At 59.1% G+C, this 24,485-nt stretch carries 19 protein-coding genes; 12 read left to right on the top strand and 7 right to left on the bottom strand.

Annotated features, from left to right (window positions below):
- The first annotated feature begins 81 nt into the window (after positions 1 to 81).
- Positions 82 to 2,805 (top strand): DNA gyrase subunit A, encoded by a 2,724-nt coding sequence (gene gyrA / locus GOV87_RS07770; protein WP_171211385.1) that lies wholly within the window; start codon positions 82 to 84, stop codon positions 2,803 to 2,805.
- A gap of 211 nt (positions 2,806 to 3,016) precedes the next feature.
- Here gyrA and GOV87_RS07765 read toward each other — a convergent pair whose 3' ends face one another.
- From GOV87_RS07765 to GOV87_RS07755, 3 genes are read right to left on the bottom strand one after another with little or no spacing between them, the layout of a single operon-like run.
- Entirely contained in the window at positions 3,017 to 4,486 is a 1,470-nt protein-coding gene (locus GOV87_RS07765) for a carboxypeptidase M32 (protein WP_171211384.1), read from the bottom strand.
- A 1-nt stretch (position 4,487) separates the two neighbouring features.
- Positions 4,488 to 5,633 carry a heme A synthase gene (gene ctaA / locus GOV87_RS07760; protein WP_171211383.1) on the bottom strand — a complete coding sequence of 382 codons (1,146 nt, stop codon included), beginning with the start codon at positions 5,631 to 5,633 and terminating at the stop codon, positions 4,488 to 4,490.
- 59 nt (positions 5,634 to 5,692) lie between these two features.
- A complete protein-coding gene (locus tag GOV87_RS07755; protein WP_171121576.1) occupies positions 5,693 to 6,436 on the bottom strand; it encodes an RNA methyltransferase in 744 nt (247 codons plus the stop codon).
- 162 nt (positions 6,437 to 6,598) lie between these two features.
- On the opposite strand from GOV87_RS07755, the gene GOV87_RS07750 reads away from it, so the two are divergent.
- From GOV87_RS07750 to GOV87_RS07735, 4 genes are all read left to right on the top strand, one after another.
- Complete coding sequence (locus GOV87_RS07750; protein ID WP_171211382.1) at positions 6,599 to 7,216, top strand: thiamine phosphate synthase; 618 nt, start codon at positions 6,599 to 6,601, stop codon at positions 7,214 to 7,216.
- 45 nt (positions 7,217 to 7,261) lie between these two features.
- Complete coding sequence (locus tag GOV87_RS07745) at positions 7,262 to 8,155, top strand: PfkB family carbohydrate kinase (protein ID WP_171211381.1); 894 nt, start codon at positions 7,262 to 7,264, stop codon at positions 8,153 to 8,155.
- Positions 8,152 to 9,057: a pseudouridine-5'-phosphate glycosidase gene (locus GOV87_RS07740; RefSeq protein ID WP_171211380.1), complete on the top strand. Its 906-nt coding sequence runs from the start codon at positions 8,152 to 8,154 to the stop codon at positions 9,055 to 9,057. The genes GOV87_RS07745 and GOV87_RS07740 overlap by 4 nt, the downstream gene beginning before the upstream one ends.
- 62 nt (positions 9,058 to 9,119) lie before the next feature.
- A complete protein-coding gene (locus tag GOV87_RS07735; protein WP_171121580.1) occupies positions 9,120 to 9,797 on the top strand; it encodes a DUF502 domain-containing protein in 678 nt (225 codons plus the stop codon).
- Here the strand turns inward: GOV87_RS07735 and GOV87_RS07730 are convergent, their stop codons facing one another.
- Positions 9,798 to 10,823 carry a patatin-like phospholipase family protein gene (locus tag GOV87_RS07730; RefSeq protein ID WP_171211379.1) on the bottom strand — a complete coding sequence of 342 codons (1,026 nt, stop codon included), beginning with the start codon at positions 10,821 to 10,823 and terminating at the stop codon, positions 9,798 to 9,800. It abuts the gene before it with no gap.
- Positions 10,824 to 10,886: 63 nt separating this feature from the next.
- Complete coding sequence (locus GOV87_RS07725; RefSeq protein ID WP_171121582.1) at positions 10,887 to 11,660, bottom strand: 3-hydroxybutyrate dehydrogenase; 774 nt, start codon at positions 11,658 to 11,660, stop codon at positions 10,887 to 10,889.
- A 292-nt stretch (positions 11,661 to 11,952) separates the two neighbouring features.
- Between GOV87_RS07725 and GOV87_RS07720 the strand changes: the two genes are divergently transcribed.
- The gene (locus tag GOV87_RS07720) at positions 11,953 to 13,767 is read left to right on the top strand and encodes an extracellular solute-binding protein (RefSeq protein WP_171211378.1); all 1,815 of its coding nucleotides are present in this window, start codon (positions 11,953 to 11,955) and stop codon (positions 13,765 to 13,767) included.
- Between the two features lie 483 nt (positions 13,768 to 14,250).
- A complete protein-coding gene (locus GOV87_RS07715) occupies positions 14,251 to 14,487 on the top strand; it encodes a hypothetical protein (protein ID WP_171121584.1) in 237 nt (78 codons plus the stop codon).
- Here the strand turns inward: GOV87_RS07715 and GOV87_RS07710 are convergent.
- The gene (locus tag GOV87_RS07710) at positions 14,476 to 15,099 is read right to left on the bottom strand and encodes a helix-turn-helix domain-containing protein (RefSeq protein WP_171121585.1); all 624 of its coding nucleotides are present in this window, start codon (positions 15,097 to 15,099) and stop codon (positions 14,476 to 14,478) included. The genes GOV87_RS07715 and GOV87_RS07710 overlap by 12 nt on opposite strands.
- Positions 15,100 to 15,164: 65 nt before the next feature.
- Here GOV87_RS07710 and GOV87_RS07705 point away from each other — a divergent pair, with 65 nt between their 5' ends.
- From GOV87_RS07705 to GOV87_RS07685, 5 genes are all read left to right on the top strand, one after another.
- Positions 15,165 to 16,682, top strand: a complete 1,518-nt coding sequence (locus GOV87_RS07705; RefSeq protein ID WP_171211377.1) for a class I adenylate-forming enzyme family protein — start codon at positions 15,165 to 15,167, stop codon at positions 16,680 to 16,682.
- Positions 16,679 to 17,338, top strand: coding sequence for a DsbA family oxidoreductase (locus GOV87_RS07700; protein ID WP_171211376.1), 660 nt, complete (start codon positions 16,679 to 16,681; stop codon positions 17,336 to 17,338). The genes GOV87_RS07705 and GOV87_RS07700 overlap by 4 nt, the downstream gene beginning before the upstream one ends.
- Before the next feature lie 76 nt (positions 17,339 to 17,414).
- Positions 17,415 to 18,623, top strand: coding sequence for a multidrug effflux MFS transporter (locus GOV87_RS07695; protein ID WP_171124817.1), 1,209 nt, complete (start codon positions 17,415 to 17,417; stop codon positions 18,621 to 18,623).
- Between the two features lie 57 nt (positions 18,624 to 18,680).
- Positions 18,681 to 20,345, top strand: coding sequence for a hypothetical protein (locus GOV87_RS07690; protein WP_171211375.1), 1,665 nt, complete (start codon positions 18,681 to 18,683; stop codon positions 20,343 to 20,345).
- Positions 20,342 to 20,995, top strand: coding sequence for an SH3 domain-containing protein (locus GOV87_RS07685; protein ID WP_171211374.1), 654 nt, complete (start codon positions 20,342 to 20,344; stop codon positions 20,993 to 20,995). Before GOV87_RS07690 ends, GOV87_RS07685 begins: the two co-directional genes overlap by 4 nt.
- A 26-nt stretch (positions 20,996 to 21,021) precedes the next feature.
- On the opposite strand, the gene mfd is transcribed toward GOV87_RS07685, so the two are convergent.
- Positions 21,022 to 24,474 (bottom strand): transcription-repair coupling factor, encoded by a 3,453-nt coding sequence (gene mfd, locus GOV87_RS07680; RefSeq protein ID WP_171211373.1) that lies wholly within the window; start codon positions 24,472 to 24,474, stop codon positions 21,022 to 21,024.
- Between the last annotated feature and the right edge of the window lie 11 nt (positions 24,475 to 24,485).

Genomic DNA, 24,485 nt, shown 5'->3' with positions numbered 1-24,485 from the left:
AGCTGGCTTGCACCTTATGTGCCGGGTCTGATAAGATGCACACACAAGATATAGACCCAAGCCAAAGATCGGGCAGTTTACGTGAGCGATACGCCAGAAACCCCAGAAAACATGGATGAAACCCCGCCTGAGCGTCCCGTTTATGACGGTCCGACGGTGTCCATCGAATCCGAGATGCGCACGTCCTATCTGGACTATGCCATGTCGGTCATCGTGTCCCGTGCGATCCCTGATCTGCGCGATGGTTTGAAGCCGGTGCATCGGCGAATTCTGTACGCCATGCACGAAACCGGGAACACGCATGACAAAGCGTATCGTAAATCGGCGCGTCCCGTTGGTGATGTGATGGGTAAGTACCACCCGCACGGCGACAGCGCGATCTATGACGCGCTGGTGCGGATGGCACAGGATTTCTCGATGTCGCTGCCGCTGCTGGACGGTCAGGGCAACTTTGGTTCGATGGACGGCGATAACCCGGCGGCCATGCGTTATACCGAAGTGCGGATGGACAAGCCTGCCGCATCCCTGCTGGCCGATATTGAAAAAGAAACGGTCGATTTTCAGGACAACTATGACGGCAAGGACAAAGAGCCGACTGTCCTGCCCGCGCGGTTCCCGAACATGCTGGTCAACGGCGCCGGTGGTATCGCCGTTGGCATGGCCACGAACATCCCGCCACACAATCTGGGCGAAGTGGTCGATGCTACGCTTGCACTGATCGACGACCCGGACCTGACCTCTGAACAGTTGATCGAATACGTCCCCGGCCCCGATTTCCCGACGGGCGGTGTGATGCTAGGCCGGTCAGGTGCGCGCAAAGCCTATCTGGAAGGTCGCGGAAGTGTCATCATCCGCGCCAAAACGCGGACCGAGGAAATTCGAAAAGACCGCTATGCCATCATCGTGGACGAGATCCCCTATCAGGTGAACAAGGCGTCGATGATCGAAAAGATCGCCGAGGCCGTGCGGGAAAAACGCATTGAAGGCGTGGCGCACGTACAGGACGAATCTGACCGCAACGGCGTACGGGTTGTTGTGGAACTGAAACGCGATGCAACGCCCGAAGTAGTTCTGAACCAGCTTTACCGTTTCTCGCCGATGCAAACTTCGTTCGGTTGTAACATGCTGGCGTTGAATGGTGGTCGGCCCGAGCAGCTGACTCTGCGCCGGTTCCTGACATCCTTCATCGACTTCCGCGAAGACGTCGTCGCCCGCCGCACCGCCTATGATCTGCGCAAAGCGCGGGAACGCAGCCACATCCTGTGTGGTCTGGCCGTGGCCGTGTCGAACGTGGACGAAGTGGTTGCCACCATCCGGTCGTCAGCCGATGCCGCCGAGGCGCGCGAAAAACTGATGACCCGCCGCTGGCCTGCGGCCGAGATCGAAGGCTATCTGCGCCTGATCGACGATCCTCTGTCCAAGATGAACGACGATGGCACCTATAACCTGACCGAGGTGCAGGCCCGCGCGATCCTTGAACTGCGCCTGCAACGCCTGACCCAACTGGGCGTCAAAGAAGTCACGGATGAGCTGGAGCAACTGGCCGCCAAGATCAAGGAATACCTTGATATTCTTTCCTCGCGCGAACGCATCATGTCGATCATCGGCGATGAGTTGCGCGAAGTGCGTGATCAGTTCGCCGTTCCGCGCCGCACCGAGATCGTCGACTGGTCCGGCGACATGGAAGACGAGGACCTGATTGAGCGCGAAGACATGGTCGTGACCGTCACCTCGGGCGGCTATATCAAGCGAACGCCGCTGGCTGATTTCCGCGCACAAAAGCGTGGCGGCAAGGGCCTGTCAGGGATGCAGACCAAGGAAGAGGACGTCGTTACCAACCTCTTCGTTGCGAACACACATACGCAACTACTGTTCTTCACCACCGAGGGGATGGTCTACAAGCTCAAGACCTGGCGCTTGCCACAGTCCAGCCGCACCGGAAAGGGCAAGGCGATCGTCAACATCCTGCCGATCCCCACGGGCGTGTCGATTGCCGCAATCATGCCAGTGGATGTGCCGGACGACGAATGGGAAAACCTGCAAATCGTCTTCGCCACCAGCGCAGGCGACGTGCGACGAAACCGCCTGTCAGATTTCACCAATGTGCGCCGCAACGGCAAGATTGCGATGAAACTGCCCGAAGATGTTGAACTGGTGAATGCACGCATCTGTTCCGAAGATGAAGATGTGATGCTGGTCACCAATTCTGGCCGAGCGATCCGCTTCCGCACCACTGATGTGCGCGTCTTCAACTCGCGCGAGTCGACCGGTGTGCGCGGTATCAAGCTGACCAATGGCGACCGCGTTGTGTCGATGTCTGTCATCCGCCATTTCGTGGCCGGACCGGACGAGCGCGCGGCCTACCTCAAGATGCGCCGTGCCGTTGCGGGCATCGCCGATGACGGCGAAACGGACGAGGATGAAGCCTCACCCGGTACGATCACGCAGGAACGCTATGCCGAGATGTCGGCAGCCGAAAACCTAATCCTAACGATCACCTCGGGGGGCGCGGGCAAGCTGAGTTCCAGCCACGATTACCCGGTGCGCGGGCGCGGCGGCATGGGCGTCGCGGCAATGGACAAGGCCATGCGAGGCGGTGAGCTGGTGGCATCGTTCCCGGTTGAAATCGACGACCAGATCATGCTGGCCACTTCCAAGGGCCAGTCGATCCGTGTGCCGGTAGAAGGCATTTCCTTCCGCTCGCGTAGCGCGGGCGGTGTACGGGTGTTCAATACCGGCAAGGGCGAAGAAGTCGTCAGCGTCGCCTGGATCGCCGATCAGGGCGACGAGGACGAAGACGAATAAGCTAGCCCAAAAGAATCTGTAAGACCCCGTAGGCCAGCCTGCGGGGTTTTTCACTAAACGTCGCGCTCTGCTTGACCGGATTCAAAGGACCACAGTCACTACTCAGCTTTCAGCGCATTCCGGATAGACGAACACCCCTCTCCATCCGTTCCCGGGACACTCTATTGACCGGGGGATGGAATTCACGTGCCTACGCGTTCAAGCGGGCATGCTACAGGCGGTAAATCTCGCCAAATTTGTCTTCCAGATACGCCATCAAAGGCTCTGGCCCCGGCTCAACCCCGCTTGCACGGGTAATGATGTCACGCGGGGCATAAAGCCCGCCATATTGCTGTAGATTTTCGCGCAGCCACCCCGTTGCGCCCGAGGTATCGCCCTGCGCTAGTTGCGTATCCAGATCAGGCAGCGCCGCGCGCAGGGTCTGGTAAAGGCATCCGGCATAGACATTACCCAGTGCATAAGTCGGGAAATAGCCAAACAGCCCCACCGACCAGTGCACATCCTGCAGACAACCATTAGACGGCTTGTCGACCGCATAGCCGAAATCGGCCTTGAACCGGTCATTCCACGCAGCTTCCAGATCGCTGACCTGCAAGTCCCCGGCCATCAGGGCGCGCTCCAGATCAAAGCGCAGCATGATGTGCAGGTTATATTGCACCTCATCCGCCTCGGTCCGGATGTACCCGTTATGGACGCCGTTTACGGTGGCGTAGAAGGCGTCGGCGTCGCTGATCCCGAAATCGCCAAAGGCTGCTGTCATCTGAGCGAACAACCAACCGGTAAAGGCGCGGGATCGGCCCAATTGGTTTTCGTAAATCCGGCTTTGGCTTTCATGCACACCCATCGACACCCCACTGCCCAGCGGGGTCAACGCATAGGCTTGATCGATGCCTTGTTCATAGGCGGCGTGGCCGACCTCGTGAATGGTCGAGTAGAAACAGTTGAACGGGTCAGTTTCACTGGTACGGGTGGTGATACGCACATCCAGTCCACTACCCGAGCTGAATGGGTGCACAGCCTTGTCCACACGACCTGTGTTCAGGTCATAACCAAAGGTGGTCGCCAGCTTCTGCGACAGGCGCATCTGGGTCAGTTCGTCAAATGTGCCAGTCAGGCTCTGCGGCACAGGGCGGTCCAGTACAGCGGCGCGTAAGGCCACCAGACGTGGGCGCATCTGGTCGAATATATCGGCAATCTGGGTGCCGGTTGTGTAGGGCTCGTAATCCTCGACCATGGCGTCATAGACGTCACCGCCTTGGGCCAGCGCCGCACCCTCTTCACGTTTCAGGGCGACGACCTCTTGCAGCACAGGCAGAAACGCCGCTACGTCCTCATCCGCACGTGCCTGCGCCCATGTGCCCTGGGCCGACGAAGTCACGCGGGCGATGGCCTTGGCCAGATCGGCGGGCACTTTGACCGTGCGCTCAAAAGACCGGCGAATTTCGCGGATCTGTGCCTTGCCGACCTCATCCTGCGGGTCGGCCTGATCCAGCCACTCGGCCACGCGTGGGTCGGATCGGCGGGCGTGCAGAACGGATTCGATCGCAGCCATTTCCTCGGCCCGTTGCGGGGCGGCCCCGCGCGGCATCACCGTTTCCTGATCCCAGCCCAGCCGCCCGGCAATCTGCCCCAGCGCCGAGGTTTCGCGTTGAAAGGCCATCAGGTCATCAAAGGCGGTCATGTCAAACTCCTCGGATCGAGGCTGCGATTGGATAGGCGGTCAGGAAGCGCGCGCGCAGGATCAGGGTCCAGACAACAACGGCCATGAACTGGTGGACAATCGCGATCTGCCATGGTGCGGCATAGACCACGGTGACAATCCCGATCACAACTTGCAGCGCCAGCGCCGCAAAGGCGGCATTGAAGGCGAACCGCGTCTGTGGATGCGCACTGGTGCTGCCGCGCCGCCAGACGATGACGCCGAAAATCAGCAACAGGTAGCCCGCACAGCGGTGAATGAACTGCACCAATCCCGGGCTTTCGAAGAAGTTTCGCCACATCGGCTCCAGCATGGTGGCATCAGGAGGCAAAAGCTGCCCGCCGATCAGAGGCCAGTCGGTATAGGATCGCCCCGCGTCGATCCCGGCCACCAAAGCGCCGATCAGGATTTGCAGGAACGCGAAATGCATAAGACCGGTCGAGAGAAAAAACAGCTTTGCCTCTTTCGCGCGGCGGGCCTGCATCAAATCACGTTCTTCGCGGCCCAGCTCAAAGATGTACCACGCAAGAAACCCGAGGATCACAAAAGCCAGCCCCAGATGCACAGCCAGACGATAGCTGGCGACGGCGGTCATACCCTCGCCCTGCGTTACGCCCGAGGCGACCATCCACCAGCCCACGGCGCCCTGAACCCCGCCCAAAGCACCGGGTATAAGCAGCTTACCCGTCCAACCAGTTGGAATTTTCCGCGCCATAAGGAAGCCAAAGAACCCGATTGCCCAGACCAGACCAATCACGCGGCCCAGTTGGCGATGGCCCCATTCCCACCAGTAGATCGTTTTGAAATCGTCCAATTCCATCCACTGGTTCTGGATGCGCCACTGGTCGATTTCCTTGTATTTGTCGAACTCGGACTGCCAGTCGGCTTCGGACATCGGCGGGATTGCCCCGGTGAAGGGCCGCCACTCGGTGATCGACAAGCCGCTGTCGGTCAGTCGCGTCAGACCGCCCACGCCGATCATGATCACAACCAGCGCAAACAGCATCATCAGCCAAGCCCGGATCGCCTTGCGTGCACCGCCACGCCCACGGTCGATCATACCGGGCTGAATTGCCTCTTGTTTCTGGTCGCCCGAGACCTCTTCGAAGATGCTGCGCTTGCCGCTCATGCTGTCCTCATGTCCTTGTTTCGTCGCACGCTAGGGTGAAGCGGAAGATAGGTCCAGCCTCAGCCCTTGTCCTTCCAGCGGACCATCTGCCGCATGATCCCGTGCAGCATCTGCACATCCGCCCGCGTCAGCCGCATCCGAGACCAAAGGTTGCGCAGGTTGGTCTTCATGCCTTCGGCCTTTTCGGGGGGATAGAAAAAGCCCGCCTCGTCCAGCCGGTCCTCATAATGTTCGACCAGCTTTTCGACCTCGATCCCCGTGGCCCAGTCACCCTTGCCCAGATCGGTGGCCTCATGCACCACATCGGCACTTTGGCGCATCCACTCATATGCAGTCAGCAACACACATTGCCCAAGGTTGAGCGAGGCATATTCGGGGTTCACCGGGACCGAGATGATGGCGTTGGCCTTGGCAATATCCTCATTCTCAAGCCCGGCGCGTTCGGGGCCGAACAGCACGGCAACCTTTTCGCCCGCCGCGACCTTTTCAGCGGCGATCTGCATCGCGCGCTCGGGGCTGTAGACCGGCTTGGTCAGCCCCCGTTGGCGCGCCGTGGTGGCGAAGACAAACGTGCTGTCCGCCAACGACCCAGCCAGATCGTCAAACAACAGCGCCTCATCCAGTAACCGCCCAGCCCCGCTGGACATCGCCACCGCCTTGGGGTTCGGCCAGCCGTCACGCGGGGCCACGATCCGCATCCGGTCCAGCCCGAAATTCCACATCGCCCGCGCGGCGGCACCGATGTTTTCACCCATCTGAGGGCGCACAAGCACAAAAGAAGGCTGAGGTTGATCGCTGGGCATACCTTACTCCGAAAGTTCCGCCTGCTCTAATCGCCCCGCCTGATTAGGGCAAGCCGCCGCTGCTTCTTCTGTTCCCAAATACCCGCTCGGCAGGCTAAAAAGTTTGCTTCCCCTGCTCAATCCGCTAAACCGCGCCGAGAACTGAAAACTGAAGGACGCGCCATGGACACCCCCGAGCAGCCGCAGATTTACCTGATTACGCCTCCGACCATTGCGCTTAGTACCTTCCCCGACCAATTGGGCCGCGTGCTGGACAGCACCGAGATCGCGTGCATCCGCTTGGCCTTGGCGGGCAGCGACGAAGATACCATCGCCCGCGCCGCTGATGCCTGCCGCGAGGTTGCCCACGCGCGTGATGTCGCCATCGTCATCTCAAACCATGTCCTGCTGGCGCAACGGCTGGGTTTGGACGGGGTACATCTGGATGACGGAGCCCGATCAGTTCGGGCTACGCGCAAAGAACTGGGCGCGGATGCCATCGTCGGCAGCTTTTGTTCCGCCTCCAGCCATGACGGCATGACCGCAGGTGAAAACGGAGCGGATTACGTGGCTTTTGGCCCGGTCGGCTCGTCAGCTTTGGGTGATGGCAGCATCGCTGAAAAGGACCTGTTCCAATGGTGGTCCGAGATGATCGAGGTTCCGGTTGTCGCCGAAGGCGGCCTGACGCCCGAACTGATCCGCGACCTTGCTCCCCATACCGATTTCTTTGGCATAGGCGACGAAATTTGGTCGCAAGACGATCCGGTCGCCGCGCTGAAGACGCTCACCGACGCGATGTGAGCGTTAACCCTTGCACCTGCTGTGACGCTGCGGCATGACACGGGCATGACTCAGACTAGTGACATCCTGTGTATCGGCTCGGTCCTGTGGGACGTGATCGGACGCTCGGCCAGCGCCATGCGGCAGGGATCAGACGTACCGGGGCGGATTACACGCCTGCCTGGCGGCGTGGCGATGAATATCGCCATGACGCTGGTGCGGTTCGGCATGACGCCCACCTTGCTGACCGCCATTGGCCGTGACCCCGAAGGGGATGAGCTGGTTAATGCCTGCGCCCGGCTGGGCATGGTCACGGATCACATCTATCGCTCACTGGACTTGCCGACCGATCGTTACATGGCTGTCGAAGGGGCAAACGGGCTGATCGCAGCCATCGCCGACGCGCACTCGCTCGAGGCTGCGGGGGCCAAAATTCTGCGCCCCCTGATGCACGGGCCACTGGGCTACGAGAACACTCCGTTCGAAGGCCCGATCGCGCTGGACGGCAACCTGACACTGACCCTGCTGGAAGAAATCGCCCAAAGCCCAGCCTTCGCCAAAGCCGACCTGCGCGTAGCTCCCGCCTCACCCGGCAAGGCCGAGCGCCTGCTGCCCTTCCTCAAACACGCTCGCGCCACGTTATACGTGAACCTTGAGGAAGCTGGCATTCTGTGCCAACGCGAGTTCGCCGATTCCGAAAGCGCCGCCAAAGGTCTGCTAGACCGGGGCGCGTTGCGGGTGTTGGTCACAGATGGCGGCAACTCTGCCACTGTCGGCACCTCGGATGAAATCCTGACCCAGACACCCCCGTCCGTTCTGATCACCCGTGTGACCGGCGCAGGCGATACTTTCATGGCGGCGCATATCGCGTCCGAGGCCGCCGGGGCCGCCCCCGACGCTGCCCTGACCCGCGCCCTGCACGCCGCCGCCACTTACGTTTCCGGAGAAACCCCACTGTGATCGACATCCAATACTCGGCCGAAGTGCGCGCCGCCAAAGACGCGGGCCACCCCATTGTTGCGCTGGAAAGCACCATCATCACCCACGGCATGCCCTACCCGCAGAATATCGAGGTCGCAGCGCAGGTCGAACAAGATATCCGTGACGCAGGCGCAGTACCCGCCACCATGGCGGTGATCAAAGGCAAGCTGCATGTGGGGCTCGAGGCCGACCAACTAAAGGCACTGGGACAAGCGCAGGGCGTCGCCAAAATCTCACGCGCCGACATGGCCGCTTGCATCGCCACCGGTGGAACCGGCGCCACCACGGTTGCCGCCACGATGATCGCCGCGCAATATGCCGGGATCGAGGTCTTTGCCACCGGCGGCATTGGCGGCGTGCATCAAGGGGCTGAAACCTCGTTCGATATCTCTGCCGATCTGCATGAGTTGGCGCAAACCCGGGTGACCGTGGTGGCAGCAGGGGCCAAAGCGATCCTTGATCTGGCCAAAACGCTCGAGGTGTTGGAAACGCTGGGCGTGCCCGTGATCGCCTATGGCCAGGACGAATTCCCCGCCTTCTGGTCGACGCAATCTCCCTACGCAGCGCCATTGCGCATGGACAGCGCAGCAGAAATCGCCAACGCCCACGCCACCCGTCGCGCCCTTGGCCTGCCCGGCGGCCAGTTGGTCGCCAACCCGATCCCCGCCGCTGATCAAATCCCGGCGCTGGAACTGGCCCCGATCATCGCTTCGGCTCAGGCTGATGCCGACGCACACAGGATCACCGGCAAAGACGTTACTCCCTACCTACTGCAGCGCATTTATGAACAGACCGAGGGGCGGTCGCTGACCGCGAACATCGCATTGGTCAGAAATAACGCAAAATTGGCCGCCGGCATCGCCCGTGCCCTGTCCGAGTGAGCAAAGCTATTGTACCAAAGCCCCGGACTGCTTAACTAAATTGGCAAACACGCAGGACCGTAATGAACACGCCCTTTGACGAAGAACCTCACCGCCGACCGGGCCTATTTTCCCGGCTGCGCGCGTCATTTCTGACGGGCATCGTTGTCATCGCTCCGGTCTGGCTGACCATCTGGCTGATCTGGTCCGTGGTGGGCTGGATCGACAGCGCGGTCCTGCCGCTGATCCCGCAGAAATTCCAACCCTCGGAATATGTGGGGGTGAACCTGCGCGGCGTGGGCGTGGTGATCTTCCTGATCTTCACCGTGCTTGTCGGCTGGATTGCCAAAGGAATTCTTGGCCGCTCGCTGATCCACTTTGCCGAAAGCCTCGTAAACCGGATGCCGGTGGTGCGCTCGGTTTATTCGGGGATCAAGCAAATATCGGAAACGGTGTTTGCCCAGACGGAACGGTCCTTTGAAAAAGCCTGCCTGATCCAATATCCCCGCCGGGGTATCTGGGCGATCGGATTTGTCTCGACCACTGCGCGGGGTGAGGTCAGCGACCGCGCTGAAACCGGTGGCAACCTGTTGAGTGTTTTTGTGCCAACCACACCCAACCCGACCTCTGGATTTCTGTTGTTCTTCCCGGAAGAGGACGTGATCCTGCTGGACATGTCGATCGAGGACGCGGCCAAACTGGTGATTTCGGCAGGTCTTGTTTATCCAAACGAAAAAGACCCGTCGCAGCCGCCCGAGTGATCAGCCGAACATTTCGGGCAGATTGACCGTGCTGCGCGTGCCAAGGTCGGATTTGTGCTCCGCCAGAAACCGATCCATGGCTCTGCGCCCTGCATCCTTGAGCTTGTGCAACACGACCGGGTTTGGCACGGTCTTGGTGGCCACCGACAAATCATTCATAAGATCATCATCTGCGATCATGTGAACCAGAACGCGGCTCATCTCTCCGGCCTTTAGTTTTCCATCCGCCAATAAGCGCTGAACAAAGCTGATCGCGCGCAGTTCTCGAAACAGGGAGGAATTGAAACTGATCTCATTGATACGGTTCTGAATCTGCTGCGGCGTCCGCGGTATCTCGTCCCGTTCCAGCGGGTTTATATTCACGATCACCACATCGTCTGGCAGATCACCATTGAACAACGGATAAAGTGCCGGATTGCCGGTATATCCACCGTCCCAATAAGCTTCGGTTCTGCCGGACTTGGGATCAAAAATCTCGACCGCCTGAAACAGGTTCGGCAAACAGGCCGAGGCCAAAATGGCACCGGTCGAAACCTCTTGCCCGGTAAAAACCCGTATCTTTCCGCTGCGCACACAGGTTGCACAGACAAAAAGCTGCGGCCCGTCATCTGCGCAAATCTCGTCAAAATTGAACCGATCCACCACGGGCTCAAGCGGATTGCGATAAAAGGGACCATACGCATAAGGCGAGACCAATCTCGACCATGCATCGCCCACGGAAAACGGTAGCGAATATTCCATGGCCTGTGCGATCTGCGCGGGCTCCAACGACTGCATCCAGTTGGCAAGGCGCATGTCACCAACCGCACCCATCCGGGACCAAAGACCATTCAGATTTTCCCGCGCCCCCGCGCGGCCATCGTGCACCATGCCCGATTTAAACGCCGCCCCATTCAACGCCCCGGCCGAGGTTCCAGTGATCGCCGCGACCTCGATATCCTCTTCATCAAGAATTCGATCCAACACACCCCAGGTAAACGCCCCATGTGCGCCACCGCCTTGCAAAGCCAGATTGATCCTCTTCACGACCCACCCCTTCTTCTGTTTAGAAATACTTCGGGGGTGTGGGGGCAGCGCCCCCACGTAATCTCACAAAGCGGTCCAACCGCCATCCACGGAAATCGTCGTCCCCGTGATCTGCGCCGCCGCGTCCGAGCACAAAAACACCGTCGTGCCCCCCAGTTGCTCGACCGTTGCAAATTCTTTCGACGGTTGCCGCTCCAGCAGGACGTTCTTCACGACGTCCTCGCGGCTCATGTTGTATTCCTTCATCGTGTTCGGAATCTGAGCGTCCACCAAAGGCGTCAGCACATAGCCCGGACAAATCGCGTTGCAGGTGATTGGTTCCTGCGCGGTCTCAAGCGCAATTGTCTTCGTCATCCCCACGACCCCGTGTTTGGCAGCGACATACGCCGCCTTATAAGGAGAGGCGGTCAGCCCATGCGCCGACGCGATATTAACCACACGACCCCATCCTGCCTTTCGCATCATCGGCAAAGCGGCGGCAGTCGTGTGAAAGGCCGAGCTCATGTTGATCGCAATGATTGCATCCCACTTGTCGACCGGAAACAGGTCGATCGGCGAAACATGCTGAATACCCGCGTTATTAACAAGGATATCGCAAGCCCCGGCCTGTTCGATCAGGGCGCGGCATTCGTCCCCCTTGGACATATCTGCCTTGATATAGCGCGCGTTGGTGCCAGTCTCCTGAGAGATTTCCGCAGCAAGGGCGTGGTCTTCGTCAAGGTCGGTAAAGGAATTCAGAACCACATCTGCGCCGGCCTTGGCCAATTCACGGGCAACCCCCAATCCGATCCCTGAGTTCGACCCCGTTACGATTGCCGTTTTTCCCTTAAGGCTCATGGCCGCTCTCCCTTAGAATCCGTATCGGCGACACAGTGCCATGCTGCACGTGCAAAGAAAACGAAGAATGACCTTGCGGAACGGATTGACAAAAACTCGGCCAAAAAAAACGCCCGCACGAAGCGGGCGTTAAGTTATTGAGGCAGGTTTCATACAGGCAAGAAACCTATCGAGCAGTGCACCCTTTATAAGCAATTCCACGCCTTCGTCCAAGCTAAAAGTTTGAAAAGAAGAAAAATCATCGGTACGATGAATCCCAACAAAATAAGGCCAGAGCAGGATTGTTTCCAAAATGAGCCCCGATTTTCTACGACCCGCACGCCCAGTGATCACGGGAATCACTTTCCTTTTGGGGGCCGCAATCGCCAGCGCAGAATCGGCGCATGGCATAGCTATGTACGGAGAGCCCGCCCTACCACCGGATTTTGTGTCTCTGCCTTACACAAACCCCGACGCGCCCAAAGGCGGGAAAGTCGTTTTCGGGAATACGGGCGGCTATAACAGTTTGAACCCGTTTGTGCAAAAAGGGACGTCCCCCTGGCAATTGCGGTTTTGGACGCATGAAAGCCTGATGGGGCGATCTTGGGACGAACCTTTCACACTTTACGGCCTGTTAGCCGAATCAGTTGAGACGGCGCCGGACCGGTCTTGGGTCGAATTCACGCTGCGCGAAGGCGCGCAATTTTCGGATGGAAGCCCCGTCACCGTTGATGACGTCATCTGGTCATATGAGATCCTGGGAACCGAAGGGCATCTGCGGTATCGCGGTCTCTGGGGCAAGATCGACAGCATCGAAGCGACCGGCCCCCGGACTGTGCGGATCACCTTTAACGAACCCGATCGCGAGCTTGCTTTGATCGCCGGTCTGCGCCCGATCCTGCAAAAGGCACAATGGAACGGTAAGGATTTTGCCAATGCCACACTGCACGATATTCCCGTAGGCACCGGCCCCTATGTAATCGACAGCTATGAGCCGGGACGATACGTCAACCTGCGGCGTAACCCCGAATACTGGGGAAGCGATGTTCCCTTCCGTCGGGGTACGATGAATCTTGATGAGATGCGGATCGAATTCTACGGGGACGGCACCGTTCTGTTTGAGGCTTTCAAAGCTGGTGAGCTGACCGCCGTGCGCGAGTTCAACGCAGACAAGTGGGAAACACAGTACAACTTCCCAGCCGTTCAGCGCGGCGATGTAGTAAAAACCGAAATTCCTCATGGTAAGCCATCGGGCATGACCGGATATGTCATGAACACCCGCAAAGCGCCGTTCGACGACTGGCGCGTTCGCGAAGCCCTGACGCTGGCCTTCAATTTCGAGTTCATCAACGACACGATCACCGGCGGGGCGCAGCCCAGGATCACGTCCTATTTCTCCGGCTCCGATCTCGCCATGCAACCTGGCGCAGCAACAGGCCGCGTGGAAGAGCTGCTTCAACCCTACGCGGCAGACCTGCCGCCCGGAACGCTTGAGGGATACGTCCTGCCGGAAGGTGACGGCTCGGCCCGCAACCGGTCAAACATCCGTAAAGCGACCAAGCTGCTGTCTGAAGCAGGCTGGACCATTCAGGACGGCGTCCTTCGCAACGCAAACGGTGATGCGTTCACGCTGAACGTGTTGCTGCAACAGGGCGACAGCGAAGGCGAGACCGCCATCGAGATCTATAGCCGGGCGCTGGAACGTCTGGGAATTCAAGTATCAACAGAACAGGTAGACAGCGCACAATTCACCGGGCGTACCTCAGACTTGGATTTTGACATGACGTTTTTCCGACGCGCCCTCTCGTTATCGCCGGGCAACGAACAACGGCTGTATTGGGGGAGTGAAAATGCCGATACTCCCGGCACCCGCAACCTGATGGGCGTGGCCTCACCTGCTGTGGACGGATTAATTGATGCCATGCTTGCGTCAGAAAGCCATGAGGACTTCGTTGCCGCCACCCGCGCCTTAGACCGCGTGTTGACAGCCGGTCGATACGTCATTCCGATCTGGAATTTCGACGTCGGGCGGATCGCGCACGCCAAAGAACTGAAGCAACCGGAAACCCTGCCAATTTACGGCGACGGGCCCGAGTATATGCCGCAGGTCTGGTGGTTCGAAGAGTAACGCAAACGCACGGACCAGACCCGATTTCAGGCGGAATTCAATTGCGTTCGGCTTTTCGGCGAAAAACGGCACACGCGCCAATAGGCCCAACATCTTGCGTCACAAATTGGGACAGCTGCTACAGATTGGTACGGATACTAATTTGAGTTAATAAACAGAAACTTCGCACAAAAAGCTTTACGCAATGCATCCATGCGTTGTAGCCTTGCAGCATTATAGCGCTTTGCGCGACCTGATTATTGCTTTGAATTTCGGAACATAGCCTTTTCTCAGCCTCGCAGCGTGCGCCTTTTACGGACCAGCCCCCACTCACTCCAAACTTGGGTCCGTATGCCCGTTGCGGATTGCCTGCAACGGGCATTTTGATCCTTGCAGCAGATCGGAAATGGGTGCGACATTTTGTCATGCGCTGACGACCCATGCCCCTTCGTACCCTGTTTATGGCCGAGCAGCTTTGAAACCTGGAAACCGGAAAGCTTGCAGATGTTGAACTGGAATGACCTGACGCAAGACTGGGACGCAATGTATTCGCGCGCCAAACGGCGCTTTCCAAACCTGCGCGACAAGGACAAGCCGCTGTTCAGCAAGGATCGCAAAGGATTTGAGGCTTACCTTGCAGAACGTCACCACCTGACAGTGAACGAAGCCCACGAAGAGCTTGAGGACTTTCTGTTCACGGAAGGCCTGAACCGAGAATTCAGCCGGTCGTTAACTAAGTGACGTCACCCAAAGGATCGTCGCGTCTTCGTCGCTGACAGACACCACGTTGTGCCCCATGCTGCCGTCGTAATAGGCGCTGTCGCCGCGGCGCATTTCCACAGGTTCATAAAATTCGGTGTACAGACGTACAACGCCTGTAAGCACGTAAAGAAATTCTTCCCCGTCGTGGCGAACCCAACCCTCGAACTCGTCCATCGACCGCGCCCGCACACGCGCCCGATAGGGCAGCATCTGCTTTTTCGTCAGCGTTTCGGCCAGCAACTCGTGCTCGTATGTCGTCGTGGGATGGGCTGTGCCCTCTCCCATCCGGGTGACGGCCATACGACCAATCACCTGTTCCCGCTGTGGCGGGGTGAATAGCTGGGGCACTGAAATCTCAAGCCCGGTCGCCAGCTTTTTCAGCGCATCATAGGTCGGAGACATCTGGCCATTTTCGATTTTGCTGAGTGTCGAACGCGCCAACCCTGCCTGAGTTGCCGCTTGTTCCAACGTCCATTTGCGCGCCTTGCGCAGCTCGCGCACGCGGGCGCCAAGGTCCAGCGGCTCAACCTCCGCGGGCTCGCCCGAGTCTCGGGCCAATCGGATCAGGGATGTCTGTTCGTGCGTACTCATGTGCAATTCTATAGGGCTAGGTTGACCTGCTTGCAACGGAACAGACGTCGCGTTAGCCAGTCGCTATGCTTTCTGTCTTCGATCAAGGCCCTGCTTTGGCCTGTCCATCCCCGTTCAATCTGGCGGCGCATGTATTGCGTCAGGCCAATCGGCTGGCCGACAAAACCGCCCTGTCGGTTGTCGGATCGACCAAGGCGGAACACTGGTCATACGCACAGTTGAAACGCGCCATTCTTGGCACCGGAACTGGTTTGCTGCAGTCCGGCCTAAACCCCGGAGACATCGCTTTGATGAGGCTGGGCAACACGGTCGACTTCCCCATCGCCTATCTGGGTGCGATATCGGTGGGGATCGTACCTGTGCCGACCTCGTCCCAATTGACCGAACCCGAAACCGCAAAGATCATCCAAGACCTAAAGCCAGCAGCCGTTCTGCGTGACCTGACCGTGGCCTGCGCCAACCATCCTGTGCAGATCACTTTGCCCGATCTGACCGCCATGCGGGACCTGTCCCCAGCCACATTTCAGATGGGCGATCCCGAGAGGATGGCTTACGTCGTCTATACCTCGGGCACCTCTGGGAAACCTCGGGCTGTCGCACACGCCCATCGCGCAATCTGGGCCCGGCAGATGATGGTGGATGGGTGGTACGGTCTGCGCGAAAATGACCGCCTGTGCCACGCCGGAGCGTTCAACTGGACCTACACCTTGGGCACGGGTTTGATGGACCCGTGGACGATCGGCGCGACAGCGTTGATCCCCGAGCCCGGAACCGATCTGTCCACCCTTCCCGCGCTTCTGCGCGAGCACCAAGCCACTATTTTCGCGGCCGCTCCGGGCGTCTTTCGAAAAATCGTCGGAACGACCGATCAGCTAACCTTGCCGCACCTACGGCATGGGCTCTGCGCAGGTGAGAAGCTGTCGCCCACGCTTCATACACAATGGAAACACGCCACAGGGACCGAACTGTTTGAGGCCTATGGCATGTCCGAATGCTCGACCTTCATCTCGTCCAGCCCCGAACACCCCGCGCGGGGTGAGGCCTTGGGCCAACCGCAGCCCGGCCGGCGCGTGGCCATCCTTGGGCCAGATGGTCCAGTCCCGCAAGGAACCGAGGGCACCATCGCCATCCACCGCTCGGATCCTGGCCTGATGTTAACCTATCTGAATGCCCCGGGCGAAGCGCAGGCGCGGATGCAGGGCGATTGGTTTCTAACCGGCGATCAGGGCGCGATGGCCGTGGATGGGCAGATAACTTATCTGGGCCGCGACGACGATATGATGAACGCGGGCGGATACCGCGTGTCCCCGGTCGAGGTTGAGGCCGTGCTGTCACAATACCCCGGCATCACGCAGGCAGGTGCCGCCGCCGTCGAGGTGAAACAGGACACATTCCTGATAGCAGCCTTCTATACAGGCCCGGAAAAGCTGGACGAAGATGCCCTGCGCACCTATGTGGAAGCAAATCTGGCGCGCTACAAGCAGCCGCGCGCCTTTATCCACCTGCCCGAGCTGCCGACTGGCGGCAATGGCAAACTCCTGCGCCGGGCGCTTCCGGCCTATTTCAAGGCGACCACCGAATGACCCAGACCGTCAAGCTTGACATCATGTCCGACCCGATCTGCCCGTGGTGCTATATCGGCAAGACCCATTTGGACAAGGCGCTGGCCGCGATCCCAGATCACCCCTTTGTCATCGAATGGCACCCTTTCCAACTGAATCCAGACATGCCGGACGAGGGCATTGGCCGCCGCGAATATCTGGAACGCAAGTTTGGCGGCAAAGAAGGTGCTGTCCGTGCCTACGCCCCGGTTGTTGAGCACGCTGAAAACGCTGGCCTGAAAATCGACTTTGAAGGGATGAAGCGCACTCCCAACACGCTGGACGCCCACCGCCTGATCCACTGGGCCGGGATCGAAGGGAAACAAAACGCGGCGGTCGACGCACTGTTCGACGCCTATTTCGTTCAGACACGCGACATCGGAGATCACGAGGTTCTGGCGGATATCGCCGACGGTATCGGAATGGACGCTGCGATCGTGCTGAAACTGCTGAAATCAGATGCTGATCGTCAGGACATCAGTGACCGCGACACGCATTCGCGCCAGATGGGAGTGAACTCGGTCCCGACCTTCATCGTCGCCAACCAGCACGCGGTTCCCGGCGCCCAACCTCCTGAAATGTGGGAGCGCGTGATCGGTGAAATCATGTCTCAGCTTGAGGCTTCCCCTGCAAATTAGCACAGCCCTCTGTGCACATTTAGTCTCTGGTGCCACCTGACCTGCCGTGATAGCGCGATCAGGTCAGGAGGGCACAATGGCCGGTCGTATGTCACGAGGAGAGTTCGTCGCACTTGTCGCGATGATGTTCGCAACAATCGCGTTCTCGATCGATTCCATGCTGCCCGCCCTGCCCGAAATCGGCGCGCAGCTCAGCCCGGATGACATCAACCAAGCGCAGTTGATCCTGACCTCATTCGTTCTGGGGATGGGGATCGGGACATTCTTTACCGGTCCGCTGTCTGATGCATTCGGGCGTAAACCTGTCATCTACGTCGGCTCTGCACTGTATATTCTGTCGGCGGCGGTGGCATGGTCCAGTTCCTCGCTCGAGATGCTACTGATCGCACGGATTTTTCAGGGTATCGGCTGTTCCGCCCCGCGCGTTGTCGCGATGGCAATTATCCGGGATCTGTATTCCGGCCGCGAAATGGCCCGTATTGTCTCGATCGCGATGATGATCTTTACGCTGGTTCCGGCCATCGCGCCAATGATGGGTGCCGGAATTATCGCACTGACCGGATGGCGCGGAATTTTCGCGTCTTTCGTGCTGTTTTCACTGATCACAATCGTCTGGATGGGGCTGCGCCTGCCGGAATCTCTGGCTGCTGAAAACCGACGCCCTTTGCGTCTGCCGCTGATGCTGGACGCGGCGCGCCAGATGTTTGCACATCCAACGGTAAGGGTTTCGATTATGGTGCAGACCCTGTGCCTTGGGATGCTATTCACCATGCTGACCATGGTGCAGCCGATCTATGACGTCATCCACGACAGCGCCGAAAGCTTTCCCTTCTGGTTCGGTTTCGTGGCGCTTATGTCCGGCTCTGCGAGCCTGCTGAACGCAGCCCTTGTCATCCGTCTGGGAATGCGCCGGATCGTGACCTGGGTTCTGGGTGCGCAGATCGTTTTCACGACCTCGGTCATCGTTCTGAACAGCATGGACCTGTCACCGACTCTGTCATTCGCCGTATTCGTAAGCTGGCAAACCGCCGTATTCTTTATGGCGGGCATGACCATGGGCAACCTCAACGCCATCGCGATGGAACCTATGGGCCATATCGCTGGCATGGCGGCCTCGGTCATCGGAGCGATCTCAACGGTTCTTGCCGCGGCGATCGCTGCACCCATTGGCCTGCTGTTCGACGGATCAATCGCACCTTTGGCAACCGGGATACTGACGATGAGCACACTGGGTTTTGGCCTAATGCTGCACATGGGTCGGATCGAAAACAGATTGCCAGCCTGATCTGTGCACCCCCGGTGAATCAGGTTAACCTCCGCTCAACCCGAGTGGAGATTTTCAATGAGCGACTATTACGATCTGGGAACCCATACCTGCACGGTCACCACCGCCTCGGCCAAAGCGCAGCTATGGTTCGACCGCGGGTTGGTCTGGACCTACGGCTATAACCACGATGAGGCCGTAGCCTGTTTCCAGCGAGCGGTCGAAGCCGATCCGAATTGCGCAATGGCACATTGGGGCGTCGCCTATGCCGCCGGTCCGAACTATAATGTGCCGTGGAATCTGTTGGATGACCGCGGCAAGAAGAAGGCGCTGACGTTGGCATTTGACGCGACGCAACGGGCGCTTGCTTTGGTCGATGGCTGTACCCCAGTCGAGCAGGCACTGATACACGCCCTGCCCACGCGTTATCCGCAGGACGACCCAACAGATGATATGCACCAATGGGACTATGACTTTGCAGACGCAATGCGCGCGGCGTTTGCTGAACGACCCGACCATCTGGACCTGCGTACCATCTATGTTGAATCGCTCCTGAACCTCACGCCTTGGCAGATGTGGGACCTGAAAACAGGCAAACCAGCCGAGGGTGCTGCGACGCTTGAAGCCCAAAAAGCGCTGGAAGATGCGATGGCGAACGATCCAGCAGCCATGTCTCATCCCGGCCTTCTCCATCTATATGTGCACCTGATGGAGATGTCGCCAACCCCCGAAAAAGCGTTGAAAGCAGGGGATGTTCTGCGAACATTGGTGCCTGATGCGGGCCATCTGGTGCATATGCCCACCCATATCGACGTATTGTGCGGTCACTATCAAAACGTCGTTCATTGGAACGAAAAGGCGATCGAGGCAGACCTTAAGTATTACGAGCGCGAGGGCGCTTTCAACGTGTACACAGGCTATCGCCAGCACGATTATCACTTTGTCATCTACGGCGCGTTGTTCCTGGGTCAGATCGAGCCGGCCCTGCGCGCCAATCAGGGCATGTGGGACACCACACCCGAAGAGATGCTGCGCATCGAAAGCCCGCCAATGGCGGACTACTTCGAAAGCTATATGTCCATGGGCCCTCACATCCTGATCCGTTTTGGCCGCTGGGAAGAAGCCAAGGCGCTTGAGCCACCAGAAGACACCGACCTGTTCCTGACCCTGACCGCGACGACCTACTATGCCCGCGCCATCGCTTTTGCAGCGACGGGACAGGTGGCCGAAGCCGAGGCCGAGGAACAACTTTTTCTTGCTGCCAAGGCCCGCGTCCCCGACACCCGGCTGATGCACAACAACCGTGTTACTGACCTGCTGGAGATCGCGCAGGAGATGCTGAGGGGCGAGATTGAGTACCGCAAGCGTAATTACGATGTGGCCTATGCCCATCTGCGACGCTCGGTCGAGTTGGACGACAACCTGCCTTATGATGAGCCGTGGGGCTGGATGCAGCCGACCCGTCACGCATTGGGCGCGTTGTTGTTCGAACAGGACCACACTGCCGAAGCTGAAGCTGTTTATCGCGAAGATTTGGGACTGGGCGGCACTCTTAGCCGCGCCTCGATCCATCCAGACAATGTCTGGAGCCTTAAGGGGTTGCACGATTGCCTGAAAGCGCGTGGCGAGGTCGACGAGATCAAGCAAATCAGCCAAAGACTGGATCTGGCACTTGCCCGCGCCGACCGTGCCGTCGGCGCATCCTGCTTTTGCGCGCAGGCGGCGATGAAGGCCGCTGAATGAAGCCCCTTCTGCTTGTTGCCGCCTTTACCTGCGGCCCGGCGCTGGCGGATCGCCAGACCTTTCCCCCTGTGGATGAGGCTGACCAAGACCCAAGCCTTTTGGCGTTTCGGGCCGAGTTGTTGACCAAGGTCAAAGCGCGTGACGCTGACGCGGTCATAGCTGCGGCCTGTCCTGACATTTACCTTAGCCACGGCGGGAATGGCGGCCCCGAAGAGTTCCGAGAGCTTTTGGCCCCCGATCCGGCCACCATGTCGGACCAAGGAGGCGAGGCCTATTGGTCCGATCTTGAAAACACCTTGTTGCAGCCCGGCTATTTCGACGAAGACGGTGAGTTCTGGATGCCGCATCAGTGGCAGATCACCCTGCCCGCCACGTTAGACCCTTATATGGCTTACTTCGTCAATGCTGCGGACGTGACTCTGCGCCAGTCTCCAAACAGGGGCGCGCCTATTCTGGATCTGATCAGCCACGAGGTCGTTATCGTCCGGGACTATTCCGAGATTGACGAATACCAGCAGGTTTTGCTGACCGATGGCGGCCAGGGCTACATGCACAGCATGTTCCTGTGGCCAATGGTCGGGTATCGCGCCGCATTCGCCAAGTCAGAGGGCGGTCAATGGCAATTATGCACCTTCGTCGCCGGTGACTAAGGCGTCACCGGACCGAGCAATGTGATTTAGGTTTTGGCCTTTTTCTCGGCCATAACCTTTTCGGCCAGGTCCCGCGCAATAGAGAAGGCACCTTTGATCTTATCGCTGTCCTTCTTCCAGTCACGCCGCACGACGATCTTGTTGTCTTTGACCTTAGCCAACCCGCGCTGGTTCTGGATGAATTCGACCAATCCCTGAGGTGACGCGAATTTGTCATTGTGGAACTGGATCGTCGCGCCCTTTGGCCCTCCGTCCAGCTTGGCAATACCCGCGCGTTTGCACATGGCTTTGATGCGCACGACCAGCATCAATGTGTTCACCTCTTTCGGCAATTTTCCAAATCGGTCAATCAGTTCCGCCGCGAATCCTTCCAGTTCAACCTTTGTCGACAGCGATGACAGGCGACGATAGAGGCCCAGACGAACATCCAGATCGGGCACGTAGTCCTCGGGGATCAGAACGGGTACGCCAAGATTGATCTGCGGGGCCCATTGGTCGTCGCTATCTGACAGCCCCTCCATCTCGCCGGCTTTGATCTTGGCAATCGCTTCTTCCAGCATCGACTGGTAAAGCTCATAGCCCACATCGCGCATTTGCCCCGATTGTTCTTCGCCCAGTAGGTTACCCGCGCCACGAATGTCCAAGTCTTGGCTTGCCAGCGTGAACCCCGCCCCCAGTGTATCCAACGAGCCCAGAACGCGCAGACGTTTCTCGGCCGTGGCAGTCAGCTTCTGGCGCGGCTTGGTGGTTAGATAGGCATAGGCGCGGGTTTTTGAGCGCCCCACCCGACCACGGATTTGGTACAATTGGGCCAGACCGAACATATCCGCCCGATGCACAACCATCGTGTTCGCGGTTGGGATATCCAGCCCACTTTCTACAATCGTTGTGGCCAGCAGAACGTCGTATTTGCCGTCGTAAAAGGCGTTCATGCGATCGTCGAGTTCACCCGCCGCCATCTGACCGTGGGCCACCACATAGGTCAGTTCGGGCAGTTGTTCCTTCAGGAACTCCTCGATCTCGGGCAGGTCCGAAATGCGCGGGACCACGTAAAAGCTCTGGCCACCGCGATAATGTTCACGCAGCAGGGCCTCGCGGATCGTGACCGCGTCAAACTCGCTGACATAGGTGCGGATCGCCAGACGGTCGATGGGCGGCGTGCCGATGATCGACAGGTCGCGCACGCCAGTTAGCGAAAGTTGCAGGGTGCGCGGGATCGGCGTGGCGGTCAGGGTCAGGACGTGGATGTCGCTGCGCAGCTGTTTCAGGCGTTCTTTGTGGCCGACGCCGAAATGCTGTTCCTCGTCGATGATCAGCAGGCCCAGATTGTTGAAGCGGATGCCCTTGGCCAACAGCGCGTGGGTGCCGATCACGATATCGACCGTGCCGCGCGCCAGCCCGTCGCGTGTTTGCTGAGCGTCTTTTGCGGAGACAAACCGCGACAACTGCCGCACCTCAAGCGGGAAGCCCCGGAAGCGTTCTTTGAAGCTGGCCGCGTGTTGGCGGGCCAGCAGGGTGGTTGGCGCGATCACCGCCACCTGCACGCCCGACATGGCGGCGACAAAGGCCGCACGCATGGCGACCTCGGTCTTGCCAAAGCCGACATCGCCGCAGATCAGACGATCCATCGGTGCGCCGGAATGCATATCCTCCATCACCTCAGAAATCGCGCGCAACTGATCGTCGGTTTCCTGATAAGGGAAACGGGCGCTGAATTCCTCCCACGCATGGGGCGGAGGGTCCATGATGGGGGCTTTGCGCAAGGCCCGTTCGGCTGCGATGCGGATCAGCTTGTCCGCCATTTCGCGGATACGCTCTTTTAGCTTGGCCTTTTTCGCCTGCCACGCGCCGCCGCCCAGACGGTCTAGCAGACCTTCGTCATGGCCGTATTTGGACAGCAACTCTATATTTTCGACCGGCAGGTACAGTTTTGATTGCTCGGCATATTCCAGCAGCAGGCATTCATGAGCGGCACCGGCGGCAGTGACGACCTCCATCCCCATATAAAGACCGATGCCGTGATCCACATGCACCACAAGATCGCCGGGCGTTAGGGATTGGGTTTCAGTCAGAAAGTTCTCGGCCTTGCGGCGTTTCTTGGGCTGACGGATCAGGCGATCACCCAGCACGTCCTGTTCGGCAATCACCGTCAGGTCGGGGGTCTCGAACCCATGCTCCAGCGCCCAGACGGCCAGATGCAGGCCGCGTTTGCCAACGCGGGTGCCATCGGTGACGGGGATCGCCTCGGCCAGCCCTTCATCCTCGATCAGCCCGGTCAGACGTTCGCGCGCGCCTTCGGAATAAGACGCGATCAGCACCGGGCCTTTGGCCATTTTGTCGGTGATATGCGCAGCTAGGGCACCAAACAGGCTGATGCTCTCCTGCTGCCGTTCGGGTGCAAAGTTTCGACCGATCCGTCCGCCTGCGTCGATCACGCCCGGTCCGCTGGCTTGTGGCAGGGGGCCAAACTGCAGAACCCGCCGGTCGCCAATCGCCTGTTCCCACGAAGCATCGTCCAGATACAACAATCCGGGTGGCGTCGGCTTATACACCGTATCCATGCGCGATCGGTTTTCCAAAGCCAAGCGCCGGGTTTCATACTGATCGGCAATCGTATCCCACCGCGCAAGACGCGCGGGTGTCACCTGATCATCCAGCGAGATCGTCGCCCCCGGCAGGTAATCGAAAAGTGTCTCCAGCCTTTCGTGAAAGAACGGAAGCCAATGTTCGACACCTTGATGTTTGCGCCCCGCACTGACGGCCTCGTACAAAGGATCATCGGTCCCCGCCGCGCCAAATTCGATGCGGTAGTTCTGGCGAAACCGAGTAATGGCGGCCTCGTCCAGAATAACCTCGGACACCGGGGCCAATTCCACGACCTCAAGCTTTTCGGTCGTTCGTTGTGAGACAGGATCAAACCGGCGCGCACCGTCCAGAACATCGCCGAACAGGTCCAGCCGCACGGGACCGGACTCACCGGGCGGGAAAATGTCTATGATGCCGCCACGAACCGCATAATCTCCGGGCTCCATCACGGTGGGACTTTGGGCAAATCCCATGCGGACCAGAAACGCGCGCAGGGCCTGTTCATCGACACGATGATTCACGCGTGCGGTAAAGGCAGCTTGTCTTAGCACGTCCCGCGCTGGAACGCGCTGTGTTGCCGCGTTCAGGGTTGTCAGCAAAACGAAACGTTCTGGCATCTGATGGACCAGAGCTGCCAATGTCGCGACCCGCGCCGCCGCAATATCCGCATTCGGCGACACCCGATCGTATGGCAGGCAATCCCAGCCGGGAAACACAAAGACGGGAACGTCCGGTGCGAAGAAAGCCAGCGCCGCGCGCATCGCTTCCATCCGCTTGTCATCACGCGCGACATGACAGACCGGACCGCCGCTCCGGGTCATTTCGTTCAGAGCAAGCTGTGCGTCAAACCCTTCGGGGGCGCCGCCAACCGTCACATGGTTCGGAGCCGTCATCGCCTTGCCTT

Origin of the sequence: Ruegeria sp. HKCCA5426 (assembly GCF_013034585.1) — a bacterium.
In the GTDB taxonomy this organism is placed as follows: Bacteria; Pseudomonadota; Alphaproteobacteria; order Rhodobacterales; family Rhodobacteraceae; genus Ruegeria.
Note: the sequence above shows the minus strand (reverse complement) of the source record. Positions and strands in the feature narration are given on the sequence as shown.